Here is a 24,347-nt window from a genome sequence, read left to right as displayed (position 1 = left end):
CACGGTCGGGGGGCCTCGCTGCGTCCCCGGGTGCGCGGACGCGCCGAGGGCGGCCCCGGCGGGTGCCGGGACCGCCCTCGGGCGGGTGGTGTCAGCCGCCGCAGATGTCAGCCGGGAAGCTGGCGTCGCAGCGGTTGGCCCGGAACTCCAGACCCGGACCGGGGTCGACGATGAACGGGTTGGTCGGGGACGCCTGCCCGACGAAGATGTCCATCTGACCGGGCTGGAACGTCGGCGGGACGAACCCGCGGTTGTCACCGAACCAGTTCGCGACGACCTTGACGTCGGTCACCAGACCGGGGATGTCGTCGTCCGGGTTCGGGTCGGAACCCGGCGGCTGCGCGAAGCTGAGCAGGACCAGCCCACCGGGCGGGAAGGTCAGCGGGGGCGGCGGCGGCGCTCCCGGCGCCGGCGGCGGCGGGATGAACTGGGCCGGCGGGATCGTCGGGTTGTGGTCCTTGATGACGTTGGCCGTCAGCCGCACGTTCGCGGCGTTCACCACGGCCATGCCGACACCGGAGATGCGCTGGTCACCGGCGCGTCCCTGCAGGCACCACCGGTTGTTGGCCTGCGACACGTTGCCGTTGATCTTCCAGTCGCCGGCCTCGACGTTGTCCGGGGCGCCGGGGGTCTCCGTCGTGGCGTCGTCGAAGGTGAGGATCCCGATGCAGTTGCCGCTGACGTGGTTGCCGTCGACCCGGCCGCCGCTGGCCTCCCGCAGGAAGACACCGAGGTTGTAGTTGCGGACCCGGTTGCCGGCGACCAGCGCCCGCGAGTCCGCGGAGTCGCCGATCGAGATGCCCGCGGTGCCGGAGTTCGGCGCCTCGCCCGGGCCGGCCCGGTCGATGCCCTCCTCGACGTTCCCGACGATGTGGATGTTGTGCGAGTTGCCCGCGAAGATGCCGTACCGGTCGTGGCCGAGGCCCTTGGTGCCGGTGACGGTGAACCCGTCCGCGCCCCAGGCGGAGATGCCGTTGGCCGGGTGGTTCTGCGTCTGCAGGTCCTTCACCACCACGCGGGAGTCCGGGTCCAGGAAGAACAGCCCGGAGAGGTTGTCGCGCAGCGTGGCGTCGTCGTCCTCGCCGTCGGCCTCGTTCTGCGCCTCCCAGCACGCCTGGCCCGGCTCGAGGTCGTAGCTGTCGTCCGGCGCCTGGATGATCGTCTGGTCGCGCCCGGCGCCCCGGATGGTCAGGCCCTTGCCGTCGATGCAGACGGCCTCGGTGTAGGTGCCCGGGGCGATCCGGATGGTGTCGCCCGAGCGCGCCTGGTCGACGGCGGCCTGGATGGACTCGCCCTCCCGGACGTCCCACATCCGCCCGCCGCCACCGTGCGCCGAGGCGACCCCGGGGAGGGCGCCGAGCACCATCGCGCCGGCGCCGGCCACCGCGAGCGTGCGCACCGCCCGGCCGCGGAACCTCGTTCCGGTCGTGTTCGTCGTTCGTTCCATCAGTGGCCTTCCTGGCGTCTGAGGAAGTCCCGGAGCGGCCGAGAGCGCCGGCTCGGAACCTGTGAAGTGCCTGGCAACGCGGCACACACTCCCTGGGGACCCGGCGCCGTCCAACGGGTCAGGGGTATGAACCTGTGCGCGCCTCAGGTAGTAGGTCCGCCTGGGGAGGGGTGTCGTGCGACCGCCGGATCGGCGCCGGTTCCGCCACGGGGTGCACCGGTGGGTCCTAGGTCCCGCGACCCGGGTCGGAAGTGCAGCGGACACTCGTGGCGGCTCGACACCGCGGCACCGCCCCGGGCAGTCTCCGGCCATGCACACCGCCACGGGGACCGCCGGGCCGCGGCCTGCGCCGGGCTCGACGACCGCCCGGGCGCCGGGCACCCGCCCGCACGACGACGACCCGGTCGTCACCACCGACCGGCTGACGAAGCGCTACGGCTCGCGGACCGTCGTCGACGCGCTGTCGCTACGGGTGCGCCGCGGGGAGGTGTTCGGGTTCCTCGGCCCCAACGGGGCGGGCAAGACGACGACGCTGCGCATGCTGCTCGGTCTGGTGCGCCCGACCAGCGGGTCGGCGACCGTGCTGGGGCGCCCGGCCGGCGCGTCGGTCGCGCAGGTCGGGGCGCTGGTCGAGGGGCCGGGGCTCTACCCCTACCTCTCCGGCCGGGACAACCTGCGCGTGCTGGCCCGCTACGCCGGCGTGGGGGCCGACCGGGTGGCCGCGGTGCTCGACACGGTCGCCCTCACCGACCGCGCCGGCGACCGCTTCGGCACCTACTCGCTCGGCATGAAGCAGCGGCTGGGGATCGCCGCCGCGCTGCTCAAGGACCCCGCGCTCGTCGTGCTCGACGAGCCCACCAACGGCCTGGACCCCGCGGGCATCACCGAGGTCCGCACGCTGCTGCGCCGGCTGGTCGCCGAGGGCCGCACGGTGGTGCTCTCCAGCCACCTGCTCGGCGAGGTCGAGCAGATCTGCGACCGGGTCGCGGTGGTGGCCTCGGGGCGGTTGCTGGTCGAGAGCAGCGTCGAGGAGCTGCGCGGGCTGGGCCGGCTGGTCGTCGACGCCCGGCCGCTGGACACCGCCGTCGCCGTCGCCGGGCGGCTGCTGGGGCCCGACCGGGTCTCGGTGGTCGACGGCGCGCTGCACCTGCAGGCCGCGCCGGAGGAGACCGCGGCGGTCAACCGCGCGCTGGTCACCGCCGGCGTCGACGTCACCGGGCTGCGCCAGGAGGCGCGCACGCTGGAGGAGGTCTTCCTGCAGCTCACCGACGTCGACGGGGCGAGGCCACCGGAGCCCGCACCGCGCCCGCGGCGGCTGCGCCGGGGGACCCGGTGAGCGCCGCCGCCGCACCGCTGGCGCTGCCGGCTCGGCGGACCTCGGGGTCGCTGCCGGCCATCGTCGGCGCCGAGCTGCTCAAGCTCGCCCGCCGGCCGGCCACCTGGGTGCTGCTGGGGCTGTGGCCGGCGCTGCAGCTGGTGTTCAGCCTGGTCATCCCCTACGTCAGCTACTCGCGCGGGTCCTCCTACGAGGGCAGTCCGCCGGAGGCCCTGCTGGCCAGCACGCTGCCCGACCGGCTGGTCGGCAACGCGCTGTCGGGGCTGCCGCTGTTCGGCGGCGCGCTGCTGCTGACCCTCGGGGCGCTGCTCGCCGGCAGCGAGTACGGCTGGGGGACGCTCAAGACGCTGCTCGCCCAGGGGCCGCGGCGGACCACCGTGCTCGCCGGGCAGCTGCTCGCCCTGGTCACCGTGCTCGCCGGCACGGTCGCGGTCAGCCTGGCGCTCACCGCCGGGGTCAGCGCGCTGATCGCCGGCGCGGAGTCGGCACCGGCCGACTGGCCCGGTGCGGCCGAGATCGCCCGCGGCTTCGGCGGCGGCCTGCTGGTGGCCACCACCTGGGGCGCGCTCGGCGTGCTGCTCGGGACGGCGCTGCGCGGCACCGCGCTGGCGATCGGCCTGGGGCTGGTGTGGGTGCTCGCCGTCGAGAGCCTGGTCGTGAACGTCGCCGCACCGCTGCTGGGGTTCTTCGAGACCGCGCAGCAGGCGCTGCCGGGGGTGAACGCAGGGTCGCTGGTGGCGGCGCTGGCCGGGTCGGCCACCCCGGTCCGCACACCCGGTGTGGTGGCGGTGGTCGGCGGCGGCCAGGCGGCGTGGGTGCTGGGCGCCTTCCTCGCCGCGGCGGTCGCGCTGACCGCGCTGCTGCTCACCCGCCGCGACCTCTCGTGACGGACGGGAACCGACCTCCCGGGCAGGGGGGTCCTCCCTCAGAAGGCCGGTGAGCGGTCCCGGTTGACCAGGATGGCCAGCTGGGTGCGGCTGCGGACCCCGAGCCGCCGCATCGAGGCGGTGAGGTGGCTCTTGACCGTGGCCAGGCTCAGGAACAGCCGGCGCGCGATCTCCTCGTTGCTCAGCCCCTGCGCCACCAGCTCGGCGACGTCGCGCTGCCGGTCGGTGAGCCGGTCGAGGACGCGCTCGGGGACCTGGGCCGGCGCCGCGGGGTCGGCGAGGTAGCGGACGAGCTCGCTGGTGGCCGAGGAGTCGATGGCCGGCTCGTGGCGGGAGAGGGCTCGCACGGCCTCGACCAGCCGGGCGGCGCAGGAGCGCCGGGGCAGGTAGCCGCGGACGCCGGCCCGCAGCACCTCGACCAGCTCGGCGCCGGGGTCCTCCCGGCGCTCGGCGAGCACCAGCACCGACGTCCCGCGGTGGCAGAGGTCGCGCAGCAGCGGCAGCGTGGCGCCCTCGACCAGGCCCTGCCGGGCGACGACGACCTGCACCGGCACGTCGGCGGCGGCGCTGAGCGCCCCGGGCAGGTGCTCGGTCTCGGCGACGACGGCCATGTCCGGCTCGGCCTCGAGGACCACGCGCAGGCCCAGGCGGAAGACCTCCTGGTCCTCGCACAGCAGGATGCGCACGAGGCTCGACGGCGGACGGGCGAGCAGAGGGCGGACCGGCCGCGGCGCCGGCCGGGCACGCGGGGGACCCACGTGCCCGGGCGCGGTCGTGCCCGGGCCGTGCGGACGGTGCAGCCGCGGCGCCACCCTGCTCGGGACGTCGTCGGAGTTCATCCTGTTCCCCCTGTCCGGTCGGTGACGGGGTGGAGGCCGGTTTCTCCAGCCGCGAGCGGTACCCGTCCGTCTCACGAACGGGGGCGAACCGTAGCGCGCAATCAGTCTGTGCAGGCTGGAACTGTGCACGGGAGCCACAGCCCGCGTCCAGGCTCCTGCCAGGAAGTTCGGTGACACTCCGTGCCCGTCGGTCGGCCAGTACGGAGAGTGACTCTTCCCACACGGAGATCACCCGTTGGCGGGACCAACCTGGCGGCCGTCACCGGGCCGGGTCGCGCGGTTGACGTGGATGGCGAGCTGCGTGCGGTCGCGCAGGCCCAGCCTCCGCAGCGCCACGGTGATGTGGCCCTTGACGGTGGCCCGGCTCACCTGCAGCCGGGCGGCGATCTCCGCGTTGGTCAGCCCCTCGGCCACCAGTTCGGACACCGCCTGCTGACGCGCGGTGAGCGGGTTGCGGTCCGCGGACTCCCCGCCCGGCCGCCCGCCGTCGAGGTGGTGCAGCAGCTCACCGGTGACGGTGGCGTCGAGCAGGGTCTCGCCCCGCAGCACCGCCCGCACGCCGTCGACCAGGCGCTCGGAGCTCACCGTGGTGTGCACGTAGCCGCGGGCGCCGGCACGCAGCGCTTCGACCATGTCGCCGCCGCTGCCGGCCTCGCCCAGCAGCACGACCCGGGTGCCCGTGGCGGTCAGCGCCCGGACGAGCTCGGGGATCCCGGGGCCCTGGGTCCCCAGCCCCACCAGCGTGATCTCCGGCCGCAGCTCGGCGGCCAGCGTCAGGGCGGCGTCGGCGTCACCGGCCTCGGCGACCACGACCAGGTCCGGCGCCCAGCGCAGCACCGCCCGCAGACCGGTCCGCAGGACCTCGTGGTCGTCGCAGATCAGCACCCTGGCCGGCGGGACGCCCCCGTTCTGGGCATCTCTCGGCGGAGGGACTCGTCCCTCCAACTCGCCGCCCATGCGTCTGCTCCGCTCAGGTCCGGCGCCCGGCGCCCCCATACCTGAGACGGACCCTAGAGACGGGACGCGACCGTCCGCCACCGTCCGTGACCCCACGGTGCTCAAACGGGGGACCGGTTCATACCCGAGTCGTGGTCCCCCGATCCCGGAGACGGGGCAGTTCCCCCTGCGGGCGCAGAGCCGGGGGGTGCGGACCCCCCCACCCGGTGTCCACCCCCGGTTGACCAGCCCCTCCACCCCCGGGAGCCCTCGCAGGATCCGACCCCTGGCCGGTGTCCCGGGGAGGTCCGACGGCCCTAGCGTCCCCGGTCATCCGTCCCTGGCCCGCCGGCTCCCGGCCGGCCCCGCAGCGACGCTGGAGTGCCCGTGCACCAGACCATGATCATCGCGAGGATGAACCCGGGTGACGCCGACCGCGTCGCCGACGTCTTCGCCCGCTCCGACGCGACGTCGATGCCGCAGGAGATCGGTGTGACCCACCGGTCCCTGTTCACCTTCCACGAGCTCTACGTCCACCTCATCCAGTTCGACCGCCCGCCGGGTGAGGCCATGCGCGTGGCGCAGGCGCTGCCGTCCTTCCGCTCGGTGAGCGAGGAGCTGCGGCCCTACATCACCGCCTACGACCCCGGCTGGCGCTCGCCCCAGGACGCCATGGCCCGCCGCTTCTACGAGTGGTCGGCCGAGCGGTGACCGCGACGACCCCGGCCCGCCGCCCGACGGCGGCGGCCGGCTCGGCCGACTGGGTCAGCTGCCCGAGCTGCGGCTGGCTGCTCTACCGCAAGCGCCTCGAGCGCAACCTGTCGGTCTGCCCCGAGTGCGACCACCACCTGCGGCTGGGCGCGCGCGCCCGCATCCGGCTGCTCGCCGACCCGGGCACCTTCGACGAGCAGACCTGCCCGCCGGGACCGCCGGACCCGCTGTCCTTCAGCGACCTGCGGGACTACCACGACCGGCTGATCGAGGCCGCGGCCCGCTCGGGTGAGTCGGAGGCGGTCGTCGCCGGCACCGCCCGCATCGGCGGCACCGAGGTCGTCCTCGCCGCGATGGACTTCGGCTTCCTCGGCGGCAGCATGGGCATCGAGGTGGGGCGCCGCGTCAGCGCCGCCGCCGACCTCGCCGTCGAGCGCCGGCTCCCCCTGGTCGTCGTCTGCGCCAGTGGCGGCGCGCGCATGCAGGAGGGCGTCTTCTCGCTGTTCCAGATGGCGCGGGTCAGCCAGGCGTTCGCGCAGCTGCGCGAGTCGGGGCTGCTGTCGGTGTGCGTGCTCACCGACCCCACCTACGGCGGGGTGTCGGCCTCCTTCGCCACGCTGGCCGCCGTCCTGGTCGGCGAGCGCGGCGCCCACGTGGGGTTCGCCGGCCCCCGGGTCGTGCAGGAGACCATCCGCGCCGAGCTGCCCAGCGACTTCCAGACGTCGGAGTTCCTGCTGGCGCACGGGCTGGTCGACCGGGTGGAGAGCCGGGCGGAGCTGCGCCCGCTGCTCGCCCGTCTGCTCGACCTGCACGGCCGCCCGGTCCTCCCCCGCTCCGGCACCGCCGCCGCCCGCACCGAGGTCGTCGCCGAGCCGGTGACCGCCGACCCCGGGACCGTCCGCGACGCCGACGCCTGGGACGTCGTCCAGCGGGCCCGGGTCGCCGGCCGGCCGACGACGTTGGACTACCTGCACACCGCCTTCGACGACTTCGTCGAGCTGCACGGGGACCGCGCCTTCGCCGACGACCCCGCGATCGTCGGCGGCGTCGCCTCGCTCGACGGGCGCCCGGTGGTGGTCATCGGCCACGAGAAGGGCCACTCGGTCCGCGAGCGCGTGGCCCGCAACTTCGGCATGCCGCACCCCGAGGGCTACCGCAAGGCGATGCGGCTGATGGCGCACGCCGAGGCCTCGGGCCTGCCGGTGGTCACCCTCGTCGACACCCCCGGCGCCCACCCGGGCCCGGCGGCCGAGGAGCGCGGCCAGTCGCACGCCATCGCCGAGACGATCATGCGCAGCAGCCGGCTGCGGGTCCCGGTGGTCTCCGTGCTGACCGGTGAGGGCGGCAGCGGCGGGGCCCTGGCGCTGTGCACCTCCGACCGGCTGCTGGTCCTGGAGAACGCCTACCTGTCGGTGATCAGCCCGGAGGGCTGCGCGGCGATCCTGTGGCGGACGGCGTCGGCCGCCCCCACCGCCGCCCGCGCCATGCGGCTGGGCGCGCCCCACCTGTGCGCCAGCGGCATCGCCACCTCCGTGGTGACCGAGCCGCCGGGCGGGGCGCACGCCGACCCCCTCGACGCGGCCCGGCGGGTCCGCGCGGCGCTGGTCGCCGACCTCGACGAGCTGTGCCGGCTCGACGTCGCCACGCTGCTGGCGCTGCGCACCCGGCGGCTGTCGCGGATCGGCGGGGACGAGGCCCGACCACTGCGCGTCGTGCCCGTGTCGACGGGAGGGGACGACCGTGCGGCCGGCTGAGCTGCCCCCGCGGCCCGGAGCGGGCGGCGCGGAGGAGCGCGACGACGCGACGCGGTCGCTGCAGGAGGAGATCGTCGACCTCGCCCGCGCGCTGCCCGGGCCGCTGCGCCGGCTGACGGTGCGCAGCGGCGACCGGTCGGTGGAGGTGGAGTGGGCCGCCGACGTCGTCGTCGCCCCGGCCGTCCCCGCACCCGCCGCGGCCCCGGCGTCCGGCGCGCTGCAGGCGGTGGCCGCCACCCCGGCGGCCCCGGAGCCGCCGGCCGCCGCGCCGGAGGTCCCGGAGGGGACCGTCCCCGTCCGGGCGCCGCTGGTGGGCACCTTCTACACCGCCCCCTCTCCCGGCGCCGAGCCGTTCGTGCGGGTCGGCGACGAGGTGGAGGCCGGTCAGACGCTCGGGATCGTCGAGGCGATGAAGCTGATGAACCCGATCGTGGCCGACGCCGCGGGCGTGGTGACCGAGGTCCGGGTGGGCGACGCCGAGTCGGTCGAGTACGACCAGGTGCTGCTCCTGCTCCGGCCACCCGGGGGGCCGCGGTGATCGGCCGGCTGCTCATCGCCAACCGCGGTGAGATCGCCGTCCGCGTCGCCCGGGCCTGCCGGGAGCTCGGCATCGAGGTCGTCGCCGTGCACTCGACGGCCGACCGCGACTCCGCCGTGGTGGAGATGGCCGACGAGGCGGTGCACATCGGGCCGCCGGCGCCGCGGGCGAGCTACCTGCACGTGCCCAACCTCATCGAGGCGGCGCTGCGGACCGGGGCCGACGCCGTCCACCCCGGCTACGGCTTCCTCTCCGAGGACCCCGACTTCGCCGAGATCTGCGACAAGGAGGGGCTGACCTTCGTCGGCCCGCCGCCCGAGGTCATGCAGCAGATGGGCAACAAGGCGACGGCGCGCAAGCTCATGGCCGCCGCCGGGCTGCCGCTGCTGCCCGGTGTGGTCGACCCGGTCCGCACCGCCGAGGAGGGGATGCGGTTCGCCGCCGACATCGGCTACCCGGTGATCATCAAGGCGGCGGCCGGCGGCGGCGGGCGCGGGATGACCGTCGTCCGCGGGCCGGAGGACTTCGCGGAGGCGTTCACCACCACCCAGACGGTGGCCCGCGCGGTGTTCCGCGACCCCACCGTCTACGTCGAGCGCTACCTGTCCGGCGCCCGGCACGTGGAGGTGCAGGTCCTCTGTGACTCCCACGGCTCGGGCGTCTCCCTCGGCGAGCGGGACTGCTCGCTGCAGCGGCGGCACCAGAAGCTGCTGGAGGAGGGCCCGGCCGGGCACCTGTCCCCGGCGCAGCGGGCCGAGCTCGGCGAGATGGCCGTCCGCGGCGCGCTGTCGGTCGGCTACTCCGGCGCCGGCACCGTGGAGTTCCTCGTCGACGACGCCGGGCGCGCGTACTTCATGGAGATGAACGCGCGCATCCAGGTCGAGCACCCGGTCACCGAGCTGCTCACCGGCGTCGACCTGGTCCGCGAGCAGCTGCTGGTCGCCGGCGGCGAGCGGCTGCGGCTGCGGCAGGAGGACGTCGTCGTCCGCGGGGCGGCGATCGAGTGCCGGATCAACGCGGAGGACCCCGCCCGCGGGTTCGCCCCGGCGCCCGGCCGGCTCGACGTGCTGCGGGTGCCCGACGGCCCGTGGACGCGCTTCGACACCGGCTACCGGCAGGGCGACGAGGTCAGCCCGCACTACGACTCGCTGCTGGGCAAGCTCGTCGTCTGGGCCCCCGACCGCGAGCAGGCGTTGCGCCGGATGGACCGGGCGCTGGCCGAGCTGCGCGTCGAGGGACCCGGCGTGCACACCACCACCGCCCTGCACCGCGCCATGCTGCGCGACCCCGACGTGCGCGCCGACCGGCACGACGTCCAGTTCCTCGACCGCCGGCTGCCCGACCTGGTGGCCCGCGCCGAGCTCATCGCCGCGTGCCCGGAGCCGGCCCTGCCGGCCGCCCTGCGCGGCCCGCTGCACCTCGTCCCGGACGGCGACCCCGCCGTCCCGGCATCCCGTCCGCACCCCCGTCCCGAGGAGGACACCGCCATGACCGCCTTCAGCCAGACCGACCTCATGCAGCTGCTCACCGAGAAGGCGGGCCTGCCGCAGGAGTCGCACACCACCGACCCCGACGCCCGCTTCGCCGACGTGGGGCTGGACTCCCTGGCCTTCCTGTCCCTGCAGACCGCCCTGCAGGACCGCTTCGGCACCGAGCTGCCCGACGACAGCGCCGACCGCTACACGTTCGGCGAGATCGTCGAGGCCGTCCGCGCCGCCCAGGCCCAGCCCGCCTAGACCCGAGAGGACACCGACGTGACGAGCACCGACAGCCCCCAGACCGCGACCGTCGGCCACACCGACAACTCGATCCTCATCGACGCCGACATCGACCACGTCTGGACGATGACCAACGACCTGGCGTCCTGGCCGGACCTGTTCACCGAGTACCGCTCGGTGGAGATCCTCGAGTCCACCGACACCTGGTTCCGCTTCCGGCTCACCATGCACCCCGACGAGTCCGGCCGGACCTGGAGCTGGGTGTCCGAGCGCACCCTCGACCCGGCCGCGCGCGAGGTCCGCGCCCGCCGCGTGGAGCCCGGGCCGTTCGAGTTCATGGACATCCACTGGAGCTACACGCCGGAGGGCAGCGGCACCCGGATGCGCTGGGTGCAGGACTTCCGGATGCGGCCGGAGGCCCCCATCGACACCGAGGGCATGACCCGGCGGATCGACGCGAACAGCAAGGTGCAGATGTCGATCATCAAGGACAAGGTGGAGGCCGCGGCACCGGAGCAGGAGCGGTGAGGTGAGCGGCGCGCGGGGTCCCGCGGTCCTCCTCCCCGGCGAGGAGGGCTCCCGGCCCGGGATGGTCGACCCGTGGCTGGCCGACCCGGTGGCGGCAGCCACCGTGACCGAGGTCGACGCCGTCGTCGGCCGCGACGTCGCCGCCTGGTGGCGGGACCCCGCGACCGCACCCGATCCCGTCGCGACCCACCTCGAGGTGGTCGTGACCGGAGTCGCCGGCTTCCGCTCGCTGGCCGCCTCCGGGCTGCGGCCGGTGGTGGTCGCCGGCCACGGCGTCGGCGAGTACGCCGCCCTCGTTGCCGCCGGTGCGCTCCGGCTCGACCAGGTCGTCGAGCTGGTGCACTGGCGCGCGGAGCTGCTGGGCCTGGCCCCGCGGCCCTCCTGCGCGGGCCTGGCCGCGGTCCTCGGGCACGACGCCGAGGCCGTCGCCCGCTCCGCGATCGCGGTCGCCGGGGTGGACGGGCCGCTGTGCCTGGCCGCCGTCGACGGCCCCGAGCGGGCGGTGCTGGCCGGCAACCGCGCCGAGCTGGCCCACGCCGGCGAGCTGGTCCGCGCGGCCGGGCTGGAGCTGGTCCGGCTGCCCGGCCGGGCGCCCTGCGGCGGTCCGCTGGTGCAGAAGGTGGCCACCCACCTGGCCACCGCGCTGAGCGACCTGGACTGGTCGGTGCCCGACGTGCCGGTGGTCCCCAACGCCGACGGCGAGCCGACCCGTGACCCCGACCGGCTGGCCGCGGCGCTGCGCCGCCACCTCACCGCGACCGTGCTCTGGGAGGCCACCTCCCGGGTGCTGGTGGACCTCGGCGCCACCTCGGCGGTCGAGGTCGGCGCCGAGCCGGTGCTCGGTCCGCTCGTCCGCCAGGTCCACCCGGGCCTGCCGGTCTCCCTGGCCTCCGGGCCCGGGGTCCCCGTCCCCATCGACGTCCCGGGTCCCGCGCTCGCGGGCTCCCTGCCCGCCTGACCCGGACCCACCCGAACCGCCCGACTCCCTGAGGAGAGAGATGACGACCATCCAGCACGCCCCGGCCGTCCCGACGCGCTGCGGCCCGACCGTCCACCGCGCCGACACCGCCCCCAACCGCCGTCGCGGCGGGGACATCCGGGTGCTGCTCTCCCCGGCCAGCGTCGGCTCGACCGCGGGCTTCATGGGCACCCTGACCCTCGAGCCCGGCGAGATCGTGACCGAGCACTGGCACCCGTACTCCGAGGAGTTCCTCTACTGCCAGGAGGGCGACGTCCTCGTCACCCTCGACGGCGAGGAGCGGCGGCTGGTCGCCGAGTCCGCCGTGCACATCCCGATCGGGGTGCGCCACCGCATCGTCAACGACACCGCGACGACGGCGACCTTCGTCTTCCTCTGCGGCCCGCTGGCGCCGCGGCCCGACCTGGGTCACGTGGACACCGAGCCCGCCCCGGGCGTGCGGTGACCGCCGGCACGCGCCGCGTCGTCGTCACCGGCATCGGGGTGGTGGCGCCCGGCTCCATGGGCCGCGAGGGCTTCTGGGACATGATCACCGCCGGCCGGACGGCGACCCGGCGGATCACCTTCTTCGACCCGACGCGGTTCCGTTCCCAGGTCGCCGCGGAGGTGGACTTCGACGGCCGCAAGCTGGGCCTGTCCGCCCAGGAGGTCCACCGCAACGACCGCTTCGTGCAGATGGCGATGGTGGCCGCGGACGAGGCGGTCGCCGACAGCGGGCTGCGGTTCGGGGTCGGCGGCGCCACCGACGCCCCCGACCCCGACCGGGTCGGCGTCACCCTCGGCAGCGCCGTCGGCGCGACGATGCGGCTCGAGCAGGAGTACGTGTCGGTCAGCGACGCCGGCCGACTGTGGGAGGTCGACCCGCGCTACGCCTCCCGGTACCTGATGCACGCCCTGGTGCCCAGCTGCGGCGCCACCGAGCTGGCCGTCCGCTTCGGCGCGCACGGCCCGGCCACGGTGGTCTCCACCGGCTGCACCTCGGGCATCGACTCGATCGGCTACGGCGCCCAGCTGGTGGAGGACGGCGACGCCGACATCGTGCTGGCCGGTGCCAGCGACGCCCCGATCTCGCCGATCTCGATGGCCTGCTTCGACACCATCCGGGCCACCACCGACAGCAACGACGACCCGGAGCACGCCTCCAAGCCCTTCGACGCCCGGCGCAACGGGTTCGTCATGGGCGAGGGCGCGGCCGTGCTGGTGCTCGAGGAGCTCGAGCACGCCCGGGCCCGCGGTGCCGAGGTCTACTGCGAGGTCACCGGGTACGCCAGCCGGTGCAACGCCTTCCACATGACCGGCCTCAAGCCCGACGGCCTGGAGATGGCCGAGGCGATCACCGTCGCGCTCGGCCAGGGCCGGATCGACCCCGACGAGGTCGGCTACGTCAACGCCCACGGCTCGGGGACCAAGCAGAACGACCGGCACGAGACGGCGGCGGTCAAGCGCAGCCTGGGCCCGGCGGCCGGCCGGGTCGCGATGAGCTCGATCAAGTCGATGGTCGGCCACTCACTGGGCGCCATCGGGTCGATCGAGGTCGCCGCGACCGCGCTCGCGGTCAGCCGCGGGGTGCTGCCGCCCACGGCCAACTACGAGGTGCCCGACCCCGAGTGCGACCTCGACTACGTGCCGAAGGTGGCGCGCGAGCAGAAGGTCGACGTCGCCATCTCCGTGGGCAGCGGCTTCGGCGGGTTCCAGTCGGCGATCGTGCTGGCCTCGCCCACCCGGAGGGAGTCGTGAGCAACCTGCTCGTCACCGGGATCGGCGTCGTCGCCCCCACCGGGGTCGGTGTCGAGGAGCACTGGGCCTCGCTGGTGCGCGGGGAGCCCGCGATCCGGCCGGTCGAGGGCTTCGACGCCGCCCGATACGGGATCACCCTCGCCGGGCAGGTGCGCGACTTCGTGCCCGCCGACCACGTGTCGCCGCAGCTGATGGTGCAGACCGACCGGTGGACCTGGATGTCCCTGGCGGCGGCGACGCTCGCCGCCGAGGACGCCGGCTACACCGCGCCGGAGGACGCCTACGCGACGTCGGTGTTCCTGGCCTCGGGCTCGGGCGGCAACGAGTTCAGCCAGCACGAGATCCAGGGGCTGTGGGCCAAGGGGCCCCGCTCGGTGGGCGCCTACCAGTCGATCGCCTGGTTCTACGCGGCCAGCACCGGCCAGGTGTCCATCCGCGACGGGTTCAAGGGGCCCTCGGGCGTCGTCGTCACCGAGGGTGCCGGCGGGCTGGACAGCATCGGCTGGGCCCGCCGGGTGGTCCGGCGCGGCACCCCGGCGGTGCTGGTCGGCGGCACCGAGGCCGGGCTGTGCCCGTACGCGATGCTGTGCCAGGCCACCAGCGGGCGGCTGTCGACCGCGCAGCGGCCCGAGGACGCCTACAAGCCCTTCGACCGGCGGGCCAACGGCCACGTGGTCGGCGAGGGCGGGGCGATCCTGCTGCTGGAGGAGCCCGGGGCGGCCCGCGCGCGCGGCGTCCGCCGGGTGTGGGGCGAGGTGGCCGGCTACGCGGCCACTCACGACGCCCACCACCACGAGGACCCCGCGCCCGACGCCGTCCAGTACGCGCGGGCGATCCGGGTGTCGCTGGCCGACGCCGGCGTCACCCCCGACGAGGTCGACCTCGTCCTCGCCGACGGCGCCGGTGTGCCCGAGCTCGACCGGCTCGAGCTCGACGCCATCGCCGCGGTGTTCGGGGACCGCGCGACGCCGGTGCCGGTGACGGCGCCGTCGTCGTGGACCGGCCGGCTCATGGCCGGCGGCTCGGCGCTGGCCGTGGCCACCGCCCTGCTGGCGATGCGCGACGGGATCGTGCCGGGGACCGCCCACCTCGACGACCCGGTCGAGGCCCCCGGCGTCGACCTCGTCACCAGCAGCCGGGTGCAGGACCTGTCCACCGTGGTCGTCCTCGCCCGCGGCACCGGTGGCTTCAACAGCAGCCTGGTGCTGCGCCGACCCGAGGGAGCGACGGCATGACGACCCTGGAGGAGCGGCCCGCGACGGCGCACGACGGCGCGGTGCGCACGCTGCTGCGGATGCGGGTCCGCGAGGGCTGCGAGCAGGCCTTCGAGGACGCCTGGCGGGAGGCGGCGTCGCACATCGCCGCGGTGCCGGGCAACCTCCGCCAGGAGCTGATGCGCGACGCGGCCGACCCGCGGACCTTCCTGGTCGTGGCCGACTGGGCCGACAAGGAGGCGGTCGACGGGTTCGGCCGGTCGGCGGCCCGCGAGACGCTCACCGCGGCGCTGCGGGACCTGCGCGAGGACGCCGACCGCAGCACCTTCGAGGTGCTGTACGGCATCACCGGCGGCGAGCAGGCCTCGCACGTGCGCGTCGACATCAGCACCAAGGTGGCGCCGGGTGAGGAGGAGGCCTTCGAGCGCGCCTACGCGATCGTCACCGACCGGCTGCGCGGGACGAAGGGGCTGATCCGGGAGGAGCTGCTCAAGGAGCCCGACTCCGACCTGTACCACATCTTCGCGGAGTGGGAGTCCGACCAGGACTTCCGCAACTGGGTGGAGGACCCCTCCCACCAGGACCAGAGCGGCCCGCTCATCCGCTGGCTGTCGGTGTTCTTCCAGCGCAAGCTCTACGAGATCCGGTACCGGCCGCAGGAGGCCGGCGTCCGGGGTGTCCGGGCGGCGCCGGCGCCGGCGGCACCCGCCCCGGCCGCGCCCGCCCCCGTCGCCCCCGCGCCGCGGGCGGAGGCCGTCCTCCCCACGCCCGCCCCGGTGCAGGAGGCCCCCGCCGCCGCGCCGGTCGCGGCCGGCGAGGACCGGCCCCCCGCGGGGGCGCGCTCCCGGCCCGCGGCCGAGGTGCTCGTCGTCGGGGCCGGCCCGGCCGGCATGACCGCCGGCATCGAGCTGGCCCGCCGCGGCATCGCCGTCCGGATCGTGGACAAGCGGCCAGAGGCCTCCACCCAGGCGGACAAGGCCATCGGCATCCACTGCCGGACGATGGAGATCTGGGAGGACCAGGGCATCGTCACCGAGGCGATGGACGCCGGCGCCTGGCTCTACGGCCAGACGGTGTTCGTCAACGGCGAGCAGACCCACCAGGTCGACTGGTCGGGCCTGGAGGAGCTGCCCTACGCCCACCTCGGCCTCCCGCAGTACGAGACCGAGCGGATCCTCGGCGACCGGCTGCGCTCGCTGGGCGTCGAGGTCGAGCGCGGCGTCGAGCTCACCGGCTTCACCCAGGACGACGAGGGCGTCACCGCCACGCTGGTGCACCCCGGCGGTGAGGAGGAGTCGGCGCGGGCGGCCTACCTGGTCGGTGCCGACGGCGCCTCCAGCGCGGTGCGCGCGGGCCTGGGCCTGACCTTCGACGGCGGGCTGTCGATCTTCCCGCAGCTGTTCATGCTCGGCGACGTCGACGTCGACTGGGAGATGCCGCCCGGGCACCTGGTGCGCTGGGTCCGCATCGAGGACGACGGCGACTTCACCGGGATGCTGGTCTGCGTCCCGCTCAAGGGCCGCAACCGCTACCGGGTCGCGACGCTGGCCCCCAAGCGGCTGCAGGACACGATCGGCACCGGCGTCGTCCCGGCGGGCTTCTGGAAGGAGTACGACCCGCCGGGTCTCGAGGACATCCAGGCCGCGATCGACGACCTCGGTCCGGCCGGGACGACGGCGAGCAACCTGCGGTGGGCGTCGATCTTCCGGATCAAGCACGGCATCGTCGACCGGTACCGCGTGGGCCGGGTGTTCGTCGCCGGCGACGCCGCGCACCTGCACCCGCCGGCGGGTGGCCAGGGCATGAACACCGGCATCCAGGACGCGTGGAACCTGTCCTGGAAGCTCGCCCTCGCCGTCCGCGGGGAGGCCTCCCCCGATCTGCTCGACAGCTACGAGGCCGAGCGGCGCCCGGCGGGCCGGGCGATCGTCGACCGGGCCGTGGCCATCGCGTTCACCGACGAGATGGACATGGAGGACGAGAAGGCCCAGTTCCTCCTCGAGATGCAGATGACGATGAACTACGCGGGCAGCCCGCTGGTCGGCGAGGAGGCCGGGCGCCGCGGGTTCGACGGCGGGCCGGAGCCGGGGTACCGGGCGCCGGACGTCACGGGGCTGCGCCGGTTCGGCGTGGCGCACGACCTGCGGCTGTTCGACCTGACCCGCGGCACGCACGCGACGCTGCTGATCTCGGTCGACTCCTCGGTGGGCGCGGAGGAGCTGCGGGAGTTCGAGGAGACGGCCGCGGCTCTCAAGGCGGACACCCGCGGGCAGGTGCGCGCCTACCTGGTGGCCGGCCCCGGCGCCGTCGTCCCGCCGCTGGTCGACCTGCCGGTGCTCACCGACCCCGGCGACCGTCTCCGCACGGCGTACGGGATCAGCGGGCGCGGTGCCGCGGCCTACCTGGTGCGGCCCGACGGGCACGTCGGCTTCCGCACCCGGCCGGTCCGGGAGGACGCGCTGCGCGAACACCTGGCGGGGGTCTACGCGGTCTGACCCCGCCGGCAGGAACACCGCACCGCCGCACCACCGCACCACCCAGGGGGAACCGTGACCCTCACCGGGCGCACGGCAGCAGCACCGTCCCACCCGACCGACCTCGTCCCCGGCCCGCGCGAGCGGACGCCGGGGGCGAGGTCGGACGCGTTCTGCGACCGGCTCCCGCCGTCACGGGCTCCACCCCGGGCGACCACACGTCCCCGTCGACGCGTCGGGTGGTCGCCTGCCACCTCGGCCTCCGACGGGGTGCTCCGACCCGCCCCTCCTCTCCACCCCGCACGCCGTGTCCGGAGGCACACGATGAACCACGCCCCTCCCCAGCTGGCGTCGACCGACGCCCCGACGACCTCCAGCCCAGCGCCGTCCACGTCCGCGCCGTCCACGTCCGCGCCGTCCACGTCCGCGCCGTCGACGGCAGCACCGCCGGCGATGTCCGCGACCATCCCCGCCACCTGGGCCTCGGCCACGTGGCGTCCGTTCCGCAACGTGATCGTGTGCCGCCTCGTCCCGGGCAGTGAGGACCGGGTCGGCTCGGTGTTCGCCCACTACGACGGGATCACCCGGCCGCAGGACCTCGGCGTCGTCGGCCGGGTCATGCTCTCCCACCACGACCTGTACCTGCACGTCCTCGAGCGCAAGGAGGACCCGGCCGTCTCCGGGCAGCGCCGCGGCCTGCCGGCGTTCCAGGCGATCGCCGAGGCCATCGCCCCCTACGTGACGCCCTACCCCAGCTACTGGGAGAACCCGTCGCACTCGGTGGCGAGGCACTTCTACACGTGGGTGCCCGAGGGCGGGGTCACCGGAGAGCGTCAGCTGACCGTCATGGTCCAGCGGATGCGGCCGGGCAGCGAGGAGGACATCGCCCGGGTGTACGCCGAGTCCGACGCCGGTCCGCTGTCGGCGGGGACGGGGATCACCGGCCGCTGGCTGTACTCCATGGAGGACGTCGTCGTACACCTCCTGGAGCAGGACCCGGTCAGGGCCGCGGCCGTGCGGCGGGACCACGAGTCGCTGCGACCGGCCTTCGCGAAGGTGATGGCCGACCTCGCCCCCTTCGTCAGCCCCTACCGCCCGGAGACGTGGCAGACCCCCCGCGACTCCGTGGCCCGGGTCTTCCACCGCTGGACGGCTCCGGACTGGCAGCCCGGGGACTGACGCCGCCGGTCCGGACACGCTGCGACCGCCGGGACACGTCGTCCCGGCGGTCGCGGCGCGTCCGGTGACGGGGTGTCCGGTGTGACGGTGGTCGCACGGGGTGACCGTCCCTGCGCGGAGGGGACTGGACGTCGGCCTGTCGCGCTGCCGTCCGGGTCTCGGATTGTCACGAACGGGTCACGTCCTTAGCGTTTCGGCGTCCGGCCGGTCGTCTCGTCCCCGTCCGGGGGACCCCTGCCGGATGCCGCCGAGTCGCGCCCACGTGGGTGCGAGCCGGGGACCCACCTGCACCACCGGGGTGAGTCCCGCTCCCGGACCCCGGGAGCGGGTAGGGCACTCCCAGCCCGAACCCGTCAGCTGACCTGGTAGGCGGCCAGGGGAGAACGGAGCACAACCGCGCCGGGGCACTGCGCCCCCGCGCCCGCAGGTCCGGGACCGTCGCGCTCCCGCCTGCCACCAGCCTGCACACCCAGCCGTCGTACGCGCCTGCAGCCGGACTCCCCGTCCGGCCGGTGCCGCGTGCCCGGCTGCCGATCCCTGCCCGTCCCAGGCCCCGTGCCGCACCACATCCCGAGCCAGCGCCGTCCGGTGACGGCGCCCTCGACCGTGCCCTCCAGGAGGACGACCCGATGCACGCACACACCCACCTCGAGCCCACCGCTGCCACCGCGACGCGGCGGCGCCGCGCCCTGCACCTGCTGACCGCCACGGGGGCGATGACCCTCGCCCTGGCCTTCGGCGGGCAGGCGATCGCCCAGGCCGACGAGCCGCACTGGGGTGGCCGCGACGCCAGCTCCGACTGGAACGGCGACTGGCGCGGTGACCGGTGGGACCGCGGCGACGCGCCGGCTGCCGAGGCGGCCGCCGCCCCGGCTCCCGCTGAGGCCCCGGCCCCCGCTGAGGCCCCGGCCCCGGCTCCGGCTCCCGCTCCTGCTCCGGCGCCCGCGCCGGCCCCGGCCGCCACGGGCGAGCAGGCGTACAAGGACTACGCCCTCGCCCAGCTCGGCGGGGACAGCACCCAGTTCGGCTGCCTGGAGCAGCTGTGGGAGCGGGAGAGCGGGTGGAACTCGAACGCGCAGAACCCCAGCAGCACCGCGTACGGCATCGCCCAGTTCCTCGACTCGACGTGGGCGGGCACCGGCATCGCGAAGACGTCGGACCCGTACCGGCAGATCGACGCCGGGCTGATCTACATCGAGAACCGGTACGGCAGCCCCTGCGCGGCCTGGGCGCACTCCCAGGCGACCGGCTGGTACTGATCCGCTGACGCCGGGAGCCCCCTCCGGACGTCCGGAGGGGGCTCCCGGGGCCGCCCGCTGCGGGACCTCAGCCGGCGCGCAGCGCCGGGTAGTCGGTGTAACCCTCGGCGCCCGACGCGTAGAACAGGTGCGACCGGATCTCGTTCTCCGGGTGCTCCCCCGCCCAGCGCTCGACCAGGTCGGGGTTGGCGATGACCGCCCGGCCCACGGCGACGACGTCGGCGTGCGCGGCCTCGATGAGCGCCAGCGCCTCCTCGCGGGTGGTGACCGAGGCGAAGCCGCTGTTGGCCACGAGCGGCATCCCCGAGCGGCGGCGCAGCTCCTGCACCAGGTCGCCGGCGGGATCGCGGTGCAGCACGGAGAGGTAGGCCAGGCCCAGCGGGCGCAGCCGGTCGAGCAGCGAGCCGTAGGTGGCGAGCACGTCGGCGCGGTCGGGCTCGAGGGCGTCCTGGATGCCGTGCTCGGGGGAGACGCGGAGGCCCACGCGCCCGGCGCCGATCGCGTCGGCGACGGCGGTGACCACCTCGGCCACCAGGCGGGCACGGTTCTCCGGCGAGCCGCCGTACTCGTCGTCGCGGACGTTGGACGACGGCGCCAGGAACTCGTGCAGCAGGTAGCCGTTGGCGCCGTGGACCTCCACGCCGTCCAGGCCGGCCTCGACGGCGCGCTCGGCGGCGCGGGCGAAGTCGCGCACGACGTCGCGGACCTCGTCGGTGGTCAGCGCGTGCGGCACCGGGTAGGGGTGCTTGCCGGTGGAGGTGCGGGCCAGCCCGTCGATGGCGATGGCACTGGGAGCCACGACGCGGCGGCCGCCGTTGGTGTCGGGGTGGGTCACCCGGCCGCCGTGCATGACCTGCATGACGACCCGGCCGCCGCGGGCGTGGACCGCCTCGGCGACGCGCCGCCAGCCGGCCACCTGCTCGTCGGTGACGATGCCGGGCTGGCCGACGAAGGCCTGGGACTCGTGGTTGGGGTAGGTGCCCTCGGTGACGATCAGGCCGACCCCGGCGCGCTGGGCGTAGTGCTCGACGACGAGGTCGCCGGGCACGCCGGAGGAGCCCGAGCGCATGCGGGTCAGCGGCGCCATGGCCACGCGGTTGGCGAGCTCGAGGTCGCCGAGGGTCACGGGTGAGAACAGGTCCACACCGGTTCCGACACCCGCACCGCCCGCGCCATTCCGGGGTGCGGGCGGCGTCACAGGCGGCACGATGACCCGGTGACCTCCCTGACCGACGCCGTCGAGGGCTGGGCGCCGGGCCCACTGACCGGCACCGAGGTGGTCGCGCCCGGGCCCGCGGCCGCCTTCGCCGCGCTGCTGGACCAGCCCGCTCCCCCGCTGCGCGACGGCGACCCGCTGCCGCCGGGCTGGCACCTGTTCACCTTCCTCGACCGCCCGGCCACCGCCGACCTCGGCGAGGACGGCCACCCGCGCTCCGGGCACTTCCTCCCGCCGCTGGCGCACCGGCGCCGGATGATCGCCGGCGGGCGGCTGCAGGTCACCGCGCCGCTGCGGGTCGGGTCGGTGGTCGAGCGGACGTCGTTGCTGGCCCGCTGCGAGATCAAGGCCGGCCGGAGCGGGGAGATGCTGCTGGTCACCGTGCGCAGCGAGTACCGCGAGGACGGCGCGCTGCTGGTCACCGAGGAGCAGGACGTCGTCTACCGGTCGCAGGAGGCCGGTTCCTCACCGGCGCCGGCGGGGGCGGGCACGCCGGGCCTGCCCGACGGGCCGGGGGTAGCGGTCCTGCCCGACGCGGCGCTGCTCTTCCGGTTCAGCGCGCTGACCTACAACACCCACCGCATCCACTACGACCAGCCCTACGCGACGCAGGTGGAGGGCCACCCCGGCCTGGTCGTGCACGGGCCGCTGCTGGCGCTGCTGCTGCTCGAGGTCCCGCGCCGGCACGCGCCGGACCGGTCCGTCACGTCGTTCACACACCGGCTGGTCCGCCCGGCGTACGCGGGGACGCCGCTGCGGGCGACCGGCCGGTTCGACGGCGACCGGGTCGAGCTGTCGGCCGCGGCGACCGGCGCACCGGCGTCGGCCACCGGCACCGCGACGCTGGGGGCGCCGGCGTGATCACGCTCAGCGCGGAGGAGCGCGACGTCGTCGCCACCGTGCGGACGTTCGTCGACCGCGAGGTGCGGCCGGTGGTGCGCGAGCTCGAGCACGCCGACACCTACCCCGAGGCGCTGATCGACCGGATGAAGCAGCTCGGCGTCTTCGGCCTGGCGATTCCGGAGCCGTGGGGCGAGGCGCCGGTGTCGATGCCCTGCTACGCGCTGGTCACCGCCGAGCTCGCCCGGGGGTGGATGTCGCTGGCGGGGGCGATGGGCGGGCACACCGTCGTCGCCAAGCTGCTGGTCGCCTTCGGCACCCGCGAACAGCAGGACCGCTGGCTGCCGCGCATGGCGACCGGTGAGGTGCGGGCGACGATGGCGCTGACCGAGCCCGGCGGCGGGTCGGACCTGCAGGCGATGACCACCGTGGCCCGGCGGGACGGCGACGGGGGCGGGAACGGTTGGGTCGTCGACGGCGCGAAGACGTGGATCACCAACTCGCGGCGGTCGCAGCTGATCGCGCTGCTGTGCAAGACCGACCCGGCGGCGCAGCCGCGGCACCGCGGGGTGTCGGTGCTGCTGGTCGAGCACGGGCCCGGGCTGACCGTCTCGCGGGACCTGCCCAAGCTCGGCTACAAGGGCGTGGAGAGCTGCGAGCTCGTCTTCGACGGGTACCGGGCGCCGGGCGACGCCGTCCTGGGCGGGGTGGAGGGCCGCGGGTTCGCGCAGATGATGACCGGCCTGGAGACCGGCCGCATCCAGGTGGCGGCGCGTGCGGTGGGCGTCGCCCAGGCCGCCTTCGACGACGCGCTGCGCTACGCCCAGCAGCGGGAGAGCTTCGGCCGGCCGATCTGGCAGCACCAGTCGGTGGGCAACCTGCTCGCCGACATGGCCACCTCGCTGACCGCCGCCCGCCAGCTCGTGCTGCACGCCGCCGAGCGGTACGAGAGCGGGCAGCGGTGCGACCTGGAGGCCGGCATGGCGAAGCTGTTCGCCTCGGAGACGGCGATGCGCATCGCGCTGGACGCCATCCGGGTGCACGGCGGCCACGGCTACTCCACCGAGTTCGACGTGGAGCGCTACTTCCGCGACGCCCCGCTGATGATCGTGGGCGAGGGCACCAACGAGATCCAGCGCGACGTCATCGCCCGCCAGCTGGTGGCCCGCGGCGGCCTCGACTGAACCGGCGCGGATGAGCCGGGCGTGGGCCGGCGCGTTCCCGCGGGAACGTCCCGGCTCGCTGACCAGCGGTTCTGTCGGCGTCTTCCTCTACCGTGTCGAACACGTGTTCGAGGAGGACGCCGATGGACCAGGACCCCGAGCTGTCGCTCGACGAGCTCGCCCAGCGCATCACCGGCACCGCCGTCCGGCTGGCCGCCGCGACGGCGGAGTGGCTCGCGCTCATCGCGGAGTTCGACCGCCGCGAGGGCTGGGGCGGCGCCGGTCTGCGGTCGTGCGCCCACTGGCTGGCCTGGCAGTGCGGCCTGTCCCCCGGCGCGGCCCGCGAGCACGTCCGCGTCGCCCGGGCCCTGACCGGCCTGCCGCACATCCGGCAGTCGTTCGCGGCCGGCCGGCTCTCCTACTCCAAGGTGCGGGCACTGACCCGCGTCGCCGAGGCCGACACCGAGACCGCGCTGCTCGACCTCGCGCACGAGGCCACCGCCGCCCAGGTGGAACGGGTGGTCCGGGCCTGGCGCCGGTCGGACGCTCCAGATGCCGGGACGGTGCGCGAGAAGCGGCGGTTCGAGCACTGGTGGGACGACGACGGGATGCTGCACGTGCGCCTGTGCCTGGACGCCGAGGAGGGTGCGGCCTTCCTCGCCGGCGTCGACTCCCTCGCCGAGCGCGACGCCCGCCGCGAGCGGGCCGCCGCCCGGCGGAAGGGCGATCCCGGGCGCGAGGGCGACCCCGGGCGCGAGGGCGACGGCCCGGCCGGCGGGGTCGACGAGGTGGCCCTCGCCCGCGAGCGGACGGCAGCGCGGCGGTGCGCCGCGGTCGCCCGGCTGGCCGCCGCGGCTCCCGAGGCCGACCGCCGGGCCGGGGACCCGCCCCGCCGCGAGGTCGTGGTGCACGTCGACGCGGCGGTGGTCGCCGACGACGCCGCCGCCGGCCGGGCCCATCTGGAGGGCGGCCCACCACTGCACGGCAGCCAGGTGCGGCGGATGCTGTGCGAGGCCACGGTCGTGACCATGCTGTCGCGCGGCCGTGAGCCACTCGCCGTGGGTCGGGCCCGACGGCTGGCCACCCGGTCGCAACGACGGGCCCTGTGGCGCCGGGACGGCGGGTGCGCGCGGCCCGGGTGCCCGGAGACGCGCGTCGAGCGGCTGCACGCCCACCACCTGCGGCACTGGGTGTTCGGCGGCGCCACCGACCTGGACAACCTGGTGCTGCTCTGCGACGCCGACCACGGCCTGGCGCACGACCTCGACCTGGTCATGACGCGGCGCGCGGGCGAGCTCGTCGCCGTCACCCCCGACGGCCGGCGGGTGTGGGGCCCGGCCGACGCCGCGTTCGCGGCCGGCCTCGGGGAGCCGGGGGCCGGGAGGACACCGGCCGGGGCGCCGGGCCGTGCGACGCCGGTCGCCCGGCTGCCCCTCCCCGACGGGACGCCCGACCTGCCCGACACCCTCGGCGTCGGCGGAGAACGGATGGACCTCGGCTACGTCGTGAGCGTCCTGCTCGGCAACCGCGACCTGGAGCGCCGGGTCCGCGCCGAGAGCGCCGGCGAGCCGACCGCCGCGGCCTGAGCCCGG

General features: G+C 75.5%; 21 protein-coding genes and 1 riboswitch. Of the genes, 17 read left to right on the top strand and 4 right to left on the bottom strand.

The genetic code is table 11. From position 1 onward, the window contains the following. Positions 1-91 precede the first annotated feature (91 nt). A complete protein-coding gene (locus ACI780_RS19680) occupies positions 92-1,447 on the bottom strand; it encodes a right-handed parallel beta-helix repeat-containing protein (RefSeq protein WP_456871507.1) in 1,356 nt (451 codons plus the stop codon). Positions 1,448-1,757: 310 nt separating this feature from the next. On the opposite strand from ACI780_RS19680, the gene ACI780_RS19675 reads away from it, so the two are divergent. Both ACI780_RS19675 and ACI780_RS19670 read left to right on the top strand, forming a co-directional pair. Beyond that, positions 1,758-2,783, top strand: coding sequence for an ATP-binding cassette domain-containing protein (locus tag ACI780_RS19675; RefSeq protein ID WP_457005108.1), 1,026 nt, complete (start codon positions 1,758-1,760; stop codon positions 2,781-2,783). Continuing rightward, positions 2,780-3,670, top strand: a complete 891-nt coding sequence (locus ACI780_RS19670; RefSeq protein ID WP_457005106.1) for an ABC transporter permease — start codon at positions 2,780-2,782, stop codon at positions 3,668-3,670. The genes ACI780_RS19675 and ACI780_RS19670 overlap by 4 nt, the downstream gene beginning before the upstream one ends. Positions 3,671-3,708: 38 nt before the next feature. Here ACI780_RS19670 and ACI780_RS19665 read toward each other — a convergent pair whose 3' ends face one another. Together ACI780_RS19665 and ACI780_RS19660 are read right to left on the bottom strand one after the other, a co-directional pair. Further along, entirely contained in the window at positions 3,709-4,356 is a 648-nt protein-coding gene (locus tag ACI780_RS19665; RefSeq protein WP_457005104.1) for a response regulator transcription factor, read from the bottom strand. 381 nt (positions 4,357-4,737) lie between these two features. Further along, positions 4,738-5,394 (bottom strand): LuxR C-terminal-related transcriptional regulator, encoded by a 657-nt coding sequence (locus tag ACI780_RS19660; RefSeq protein WP_456871511.1) that lies wholly within the window; start codon positions 5,392-5,394, stop codon positions 4,738-4,740. A 438-nt stretch (positions 5,395-5,832) separates the two neighbouring features. Between ACI780_RS19660 and ACI780_RS19655 the strand changes: the two genes are divergently transcribed. From ACI780_RS19655 to ACI780_RS19600, 12 genes are all read left to right on the top strand, one after another. After that, positions 5,833-6,156 (top strand): TcmI family type II polyketide cyclase, encoded by a 324-nt coding sequence (locus ACI780_RS19655; RefSeq protein ID WP_456871512.1) that lies wholly within the window; start codon positions 5,833-5,835, stop codon positions 6,154-6,156. Continuing rightward, positions 6,153-7,910, top strand: a complete 1,758-nt coding sequence (gene accA / locus ACI780_RS19650) for an acetyl-CoA carboxylase carboxyl transferase subunit alpha (protein WP_456871513.1) — start codon at positions 6,153-6,155, stop codon at positions 7,908-7,910. Before ACI780_RS19655 ends, accA begins: the two co-directional genes overlap by 4 nt. After that, positions 7,897-8,448, top strand: coding sequence for an acetyl-CoA carboxylase biotin carboxyl carrier protein (gene accB, locus ACI780_RS19645; RefSeq protein WP_457005101.1), 552 nt, complete (start codon positions 7,897-7,899; stop codon positions 8,446-8,448). Before accA ends, accB begins: the two co-directional genes overlap by 14 nt. Next, entirely contained in the window at positions 8,445-10,184 is a 1,740-nt protein-coding gene (locus ACI780_RS19640) for an acetyl-CoA carboxylase biotin carboxylase subunit (RefSeq protein WP_457005099.1), read from the top strand. Before accB ends, ACI780_RS19640 begins: the two co-directional genes overlap by 4 nt. An 18-nt stretch (positions 10,185-10,202) precedes the next feature. Beyond that, complete coding sequence (locus ACI780_RS19635; protein ID WP_456871516.1) at positions 10,203-10,694, top strand: SRPBCC family protein; 492 nt, start codon at positions 10,203-10,205, stop codon at positions 10,692-10,694. Position 10,695: 1 nt separating this feature from the next. Next, a complete protein-coding gene (locus tag ACI780_RS19630; RefSeq protein ID WP_456871517.1) occupies positions 10,696-11,652 on the top strand; it encodes an ACP S-malonyltransferase in 957 nt (318 codons plus the stop codon). 40 nt (positions 11,653-11,692) lie between these two features. Further along, positions 11,693-12,118, top strand: a complete 426-nt coding sequence (locus tag ACI780_RS19625; protein ID WP_456871518.1) for a cupin domain-containing protein — start codon at positions 11,693-11,695, stop codon at positions 12,116-12,118. After that, positions 12,115-13,410, top strand: a complete 1,296-nt coding sequence (locus ACI780_RS19620; protein ID WP_456871519.1) for a beta-ketoacyl-[acyl-carrier-protein] synthase family protein — start codon at positions 12,115-12,117, stop codon at positions 13,408-13,410. Before ACI780_RS19625 ends, ACI780_RS19620 begins: the two co-directional genes overlap by 4 nt. Then, complete coding sequence (locus ACI780_RS19615) at positions 13,407-14,645, top strand: beta-ketoacyl synthase N-terminal-like domain-containing protein (protein WP_456871520.1); 1,239 nt, start codon at positions 13,407-13,409, stop codon at positions 14,643-14,645. The genes ACI780_RS19620 and ACI780_RS19615 overlap by 4 nt, the downstream gene beginning before the upstream one ends. Continuing rightward, a complete protein-coding gene (locus ACI780_RS19610; protein WP_457005095.1) occupies positions 14,642-17,119 on the top strand; it encodes an FAD-dependent monooxygenase in 2,478 nt (825 codons plus the stop codon). Before ACI780_RS19615 ends, ACI780_RS19610 begins: the two co-directional genes overlap by 4 nt. Before the next feature lie 432 nt (positions 17,120-17,551). Continuing rightward, on the top strand, positions 17,552-18,277 hold the full coding sequence (locus ACI780_RS19605; protein WP_456871522.1) for a TcmI family type II polyketide cyclase: 726 nt from the start codon (positions 17,552-17,554) through the stop codon (positions 18,275-18,277). A 235-nt stretch (positions 18,278-18,512) separates the two neighbouring features. Then, positions 18,513-18,664, top strand: a riboswitch (cyclic di-AMP (ydaO/yuaA leader). A gap of 242 nt (positions 18,665-18,906) precedes the next feature. Then, positions 18,907-19,536 (top strand): aggregation-promoting factor C-terminal-like domain-containing protein, encoded by a 630-nt coding sequence (locus tag ACI780_RS19600; protein ID WP_457005092.1) that lies wholly within the window; start codon positions 18,907-18,909, stop codon positions 19,534-19,536. Between the two features lie 67 nt (positions 19,537-19,603). Here the strand turns inward: ACI780_RS19600 and ACI780_RS19595 are convergent, their stop codons facing one another. Next, positions 19,604-20,680 carry an alkene reductase gene (locus ACI780_RS19595; protein WP_457005090.1) on the bottom strand — a complete coding sequence of 359 codons (1,077 nt, stop codon included), beginning with the start codon at positions 20,678-20,680 and terminating at the stop codon, positions 19,604-19,606. A gap of 72 nt (positions 20,681-20,752) precedes the next feature. Between ACI780_RS19595 and ACI780_RS19590 the strand changes: the two genes are divergently transcribed. The 3 genes from ACI780_RS19590 (at position 20,753) to ACI780_RS19580 (ending at position 24,341) form a co-directional block, all read left to right on the top strand. Continuing rightward, a complete protein-coding gene (locus ACI780_RS19590; protein WP_457005088.1) occupies positions 20,753-21,613 on the top strand; it encodes a hypothetical protein in 861 nt (286 codons plus the stop codon). Further along, positions 21,610-22,776 carry an acyl-CoA dehydrogenase family protein gene (locus tag ACI780_RS19585; protein ID WP_457005086.1) on the top strand — a complete coding sequence of 389 codons (1,167 nt, stop codon included), beginning with the start codon at positions 21,610-21,612 and terminating at the stop codon, positions 22,774-22,776. The genes ACI780_RS19590 and ACI780_RS19585 overlap by 4 nt, the downstream gene beginning before the upstream one ends. A 122-nt stretch (positions 22,777-22,898) precedes the next feature. Further along, on the top strand, positions 22,899-24,341 hold the full coding sequence (locus ACI780_RS19580) for a DUF222 domain-containing protein (RefSeq protein WP_457005084.1): 1,443 nt from the start codon (positions 22,899-22,901) through the stop codon (positions 24,339-24,341). Positions 24,342-24,347: the final 6 nt, after the last annotated feature.

Source organism: Geodermatophilus sp. SYSU D00814 (genome assembly GCF_054050055.1).
The sequence above is the reverse complement of the archived record's forward strand: the minus strand, read 5'-3'. Positions and strand labels throughout refer to the sequence as shown.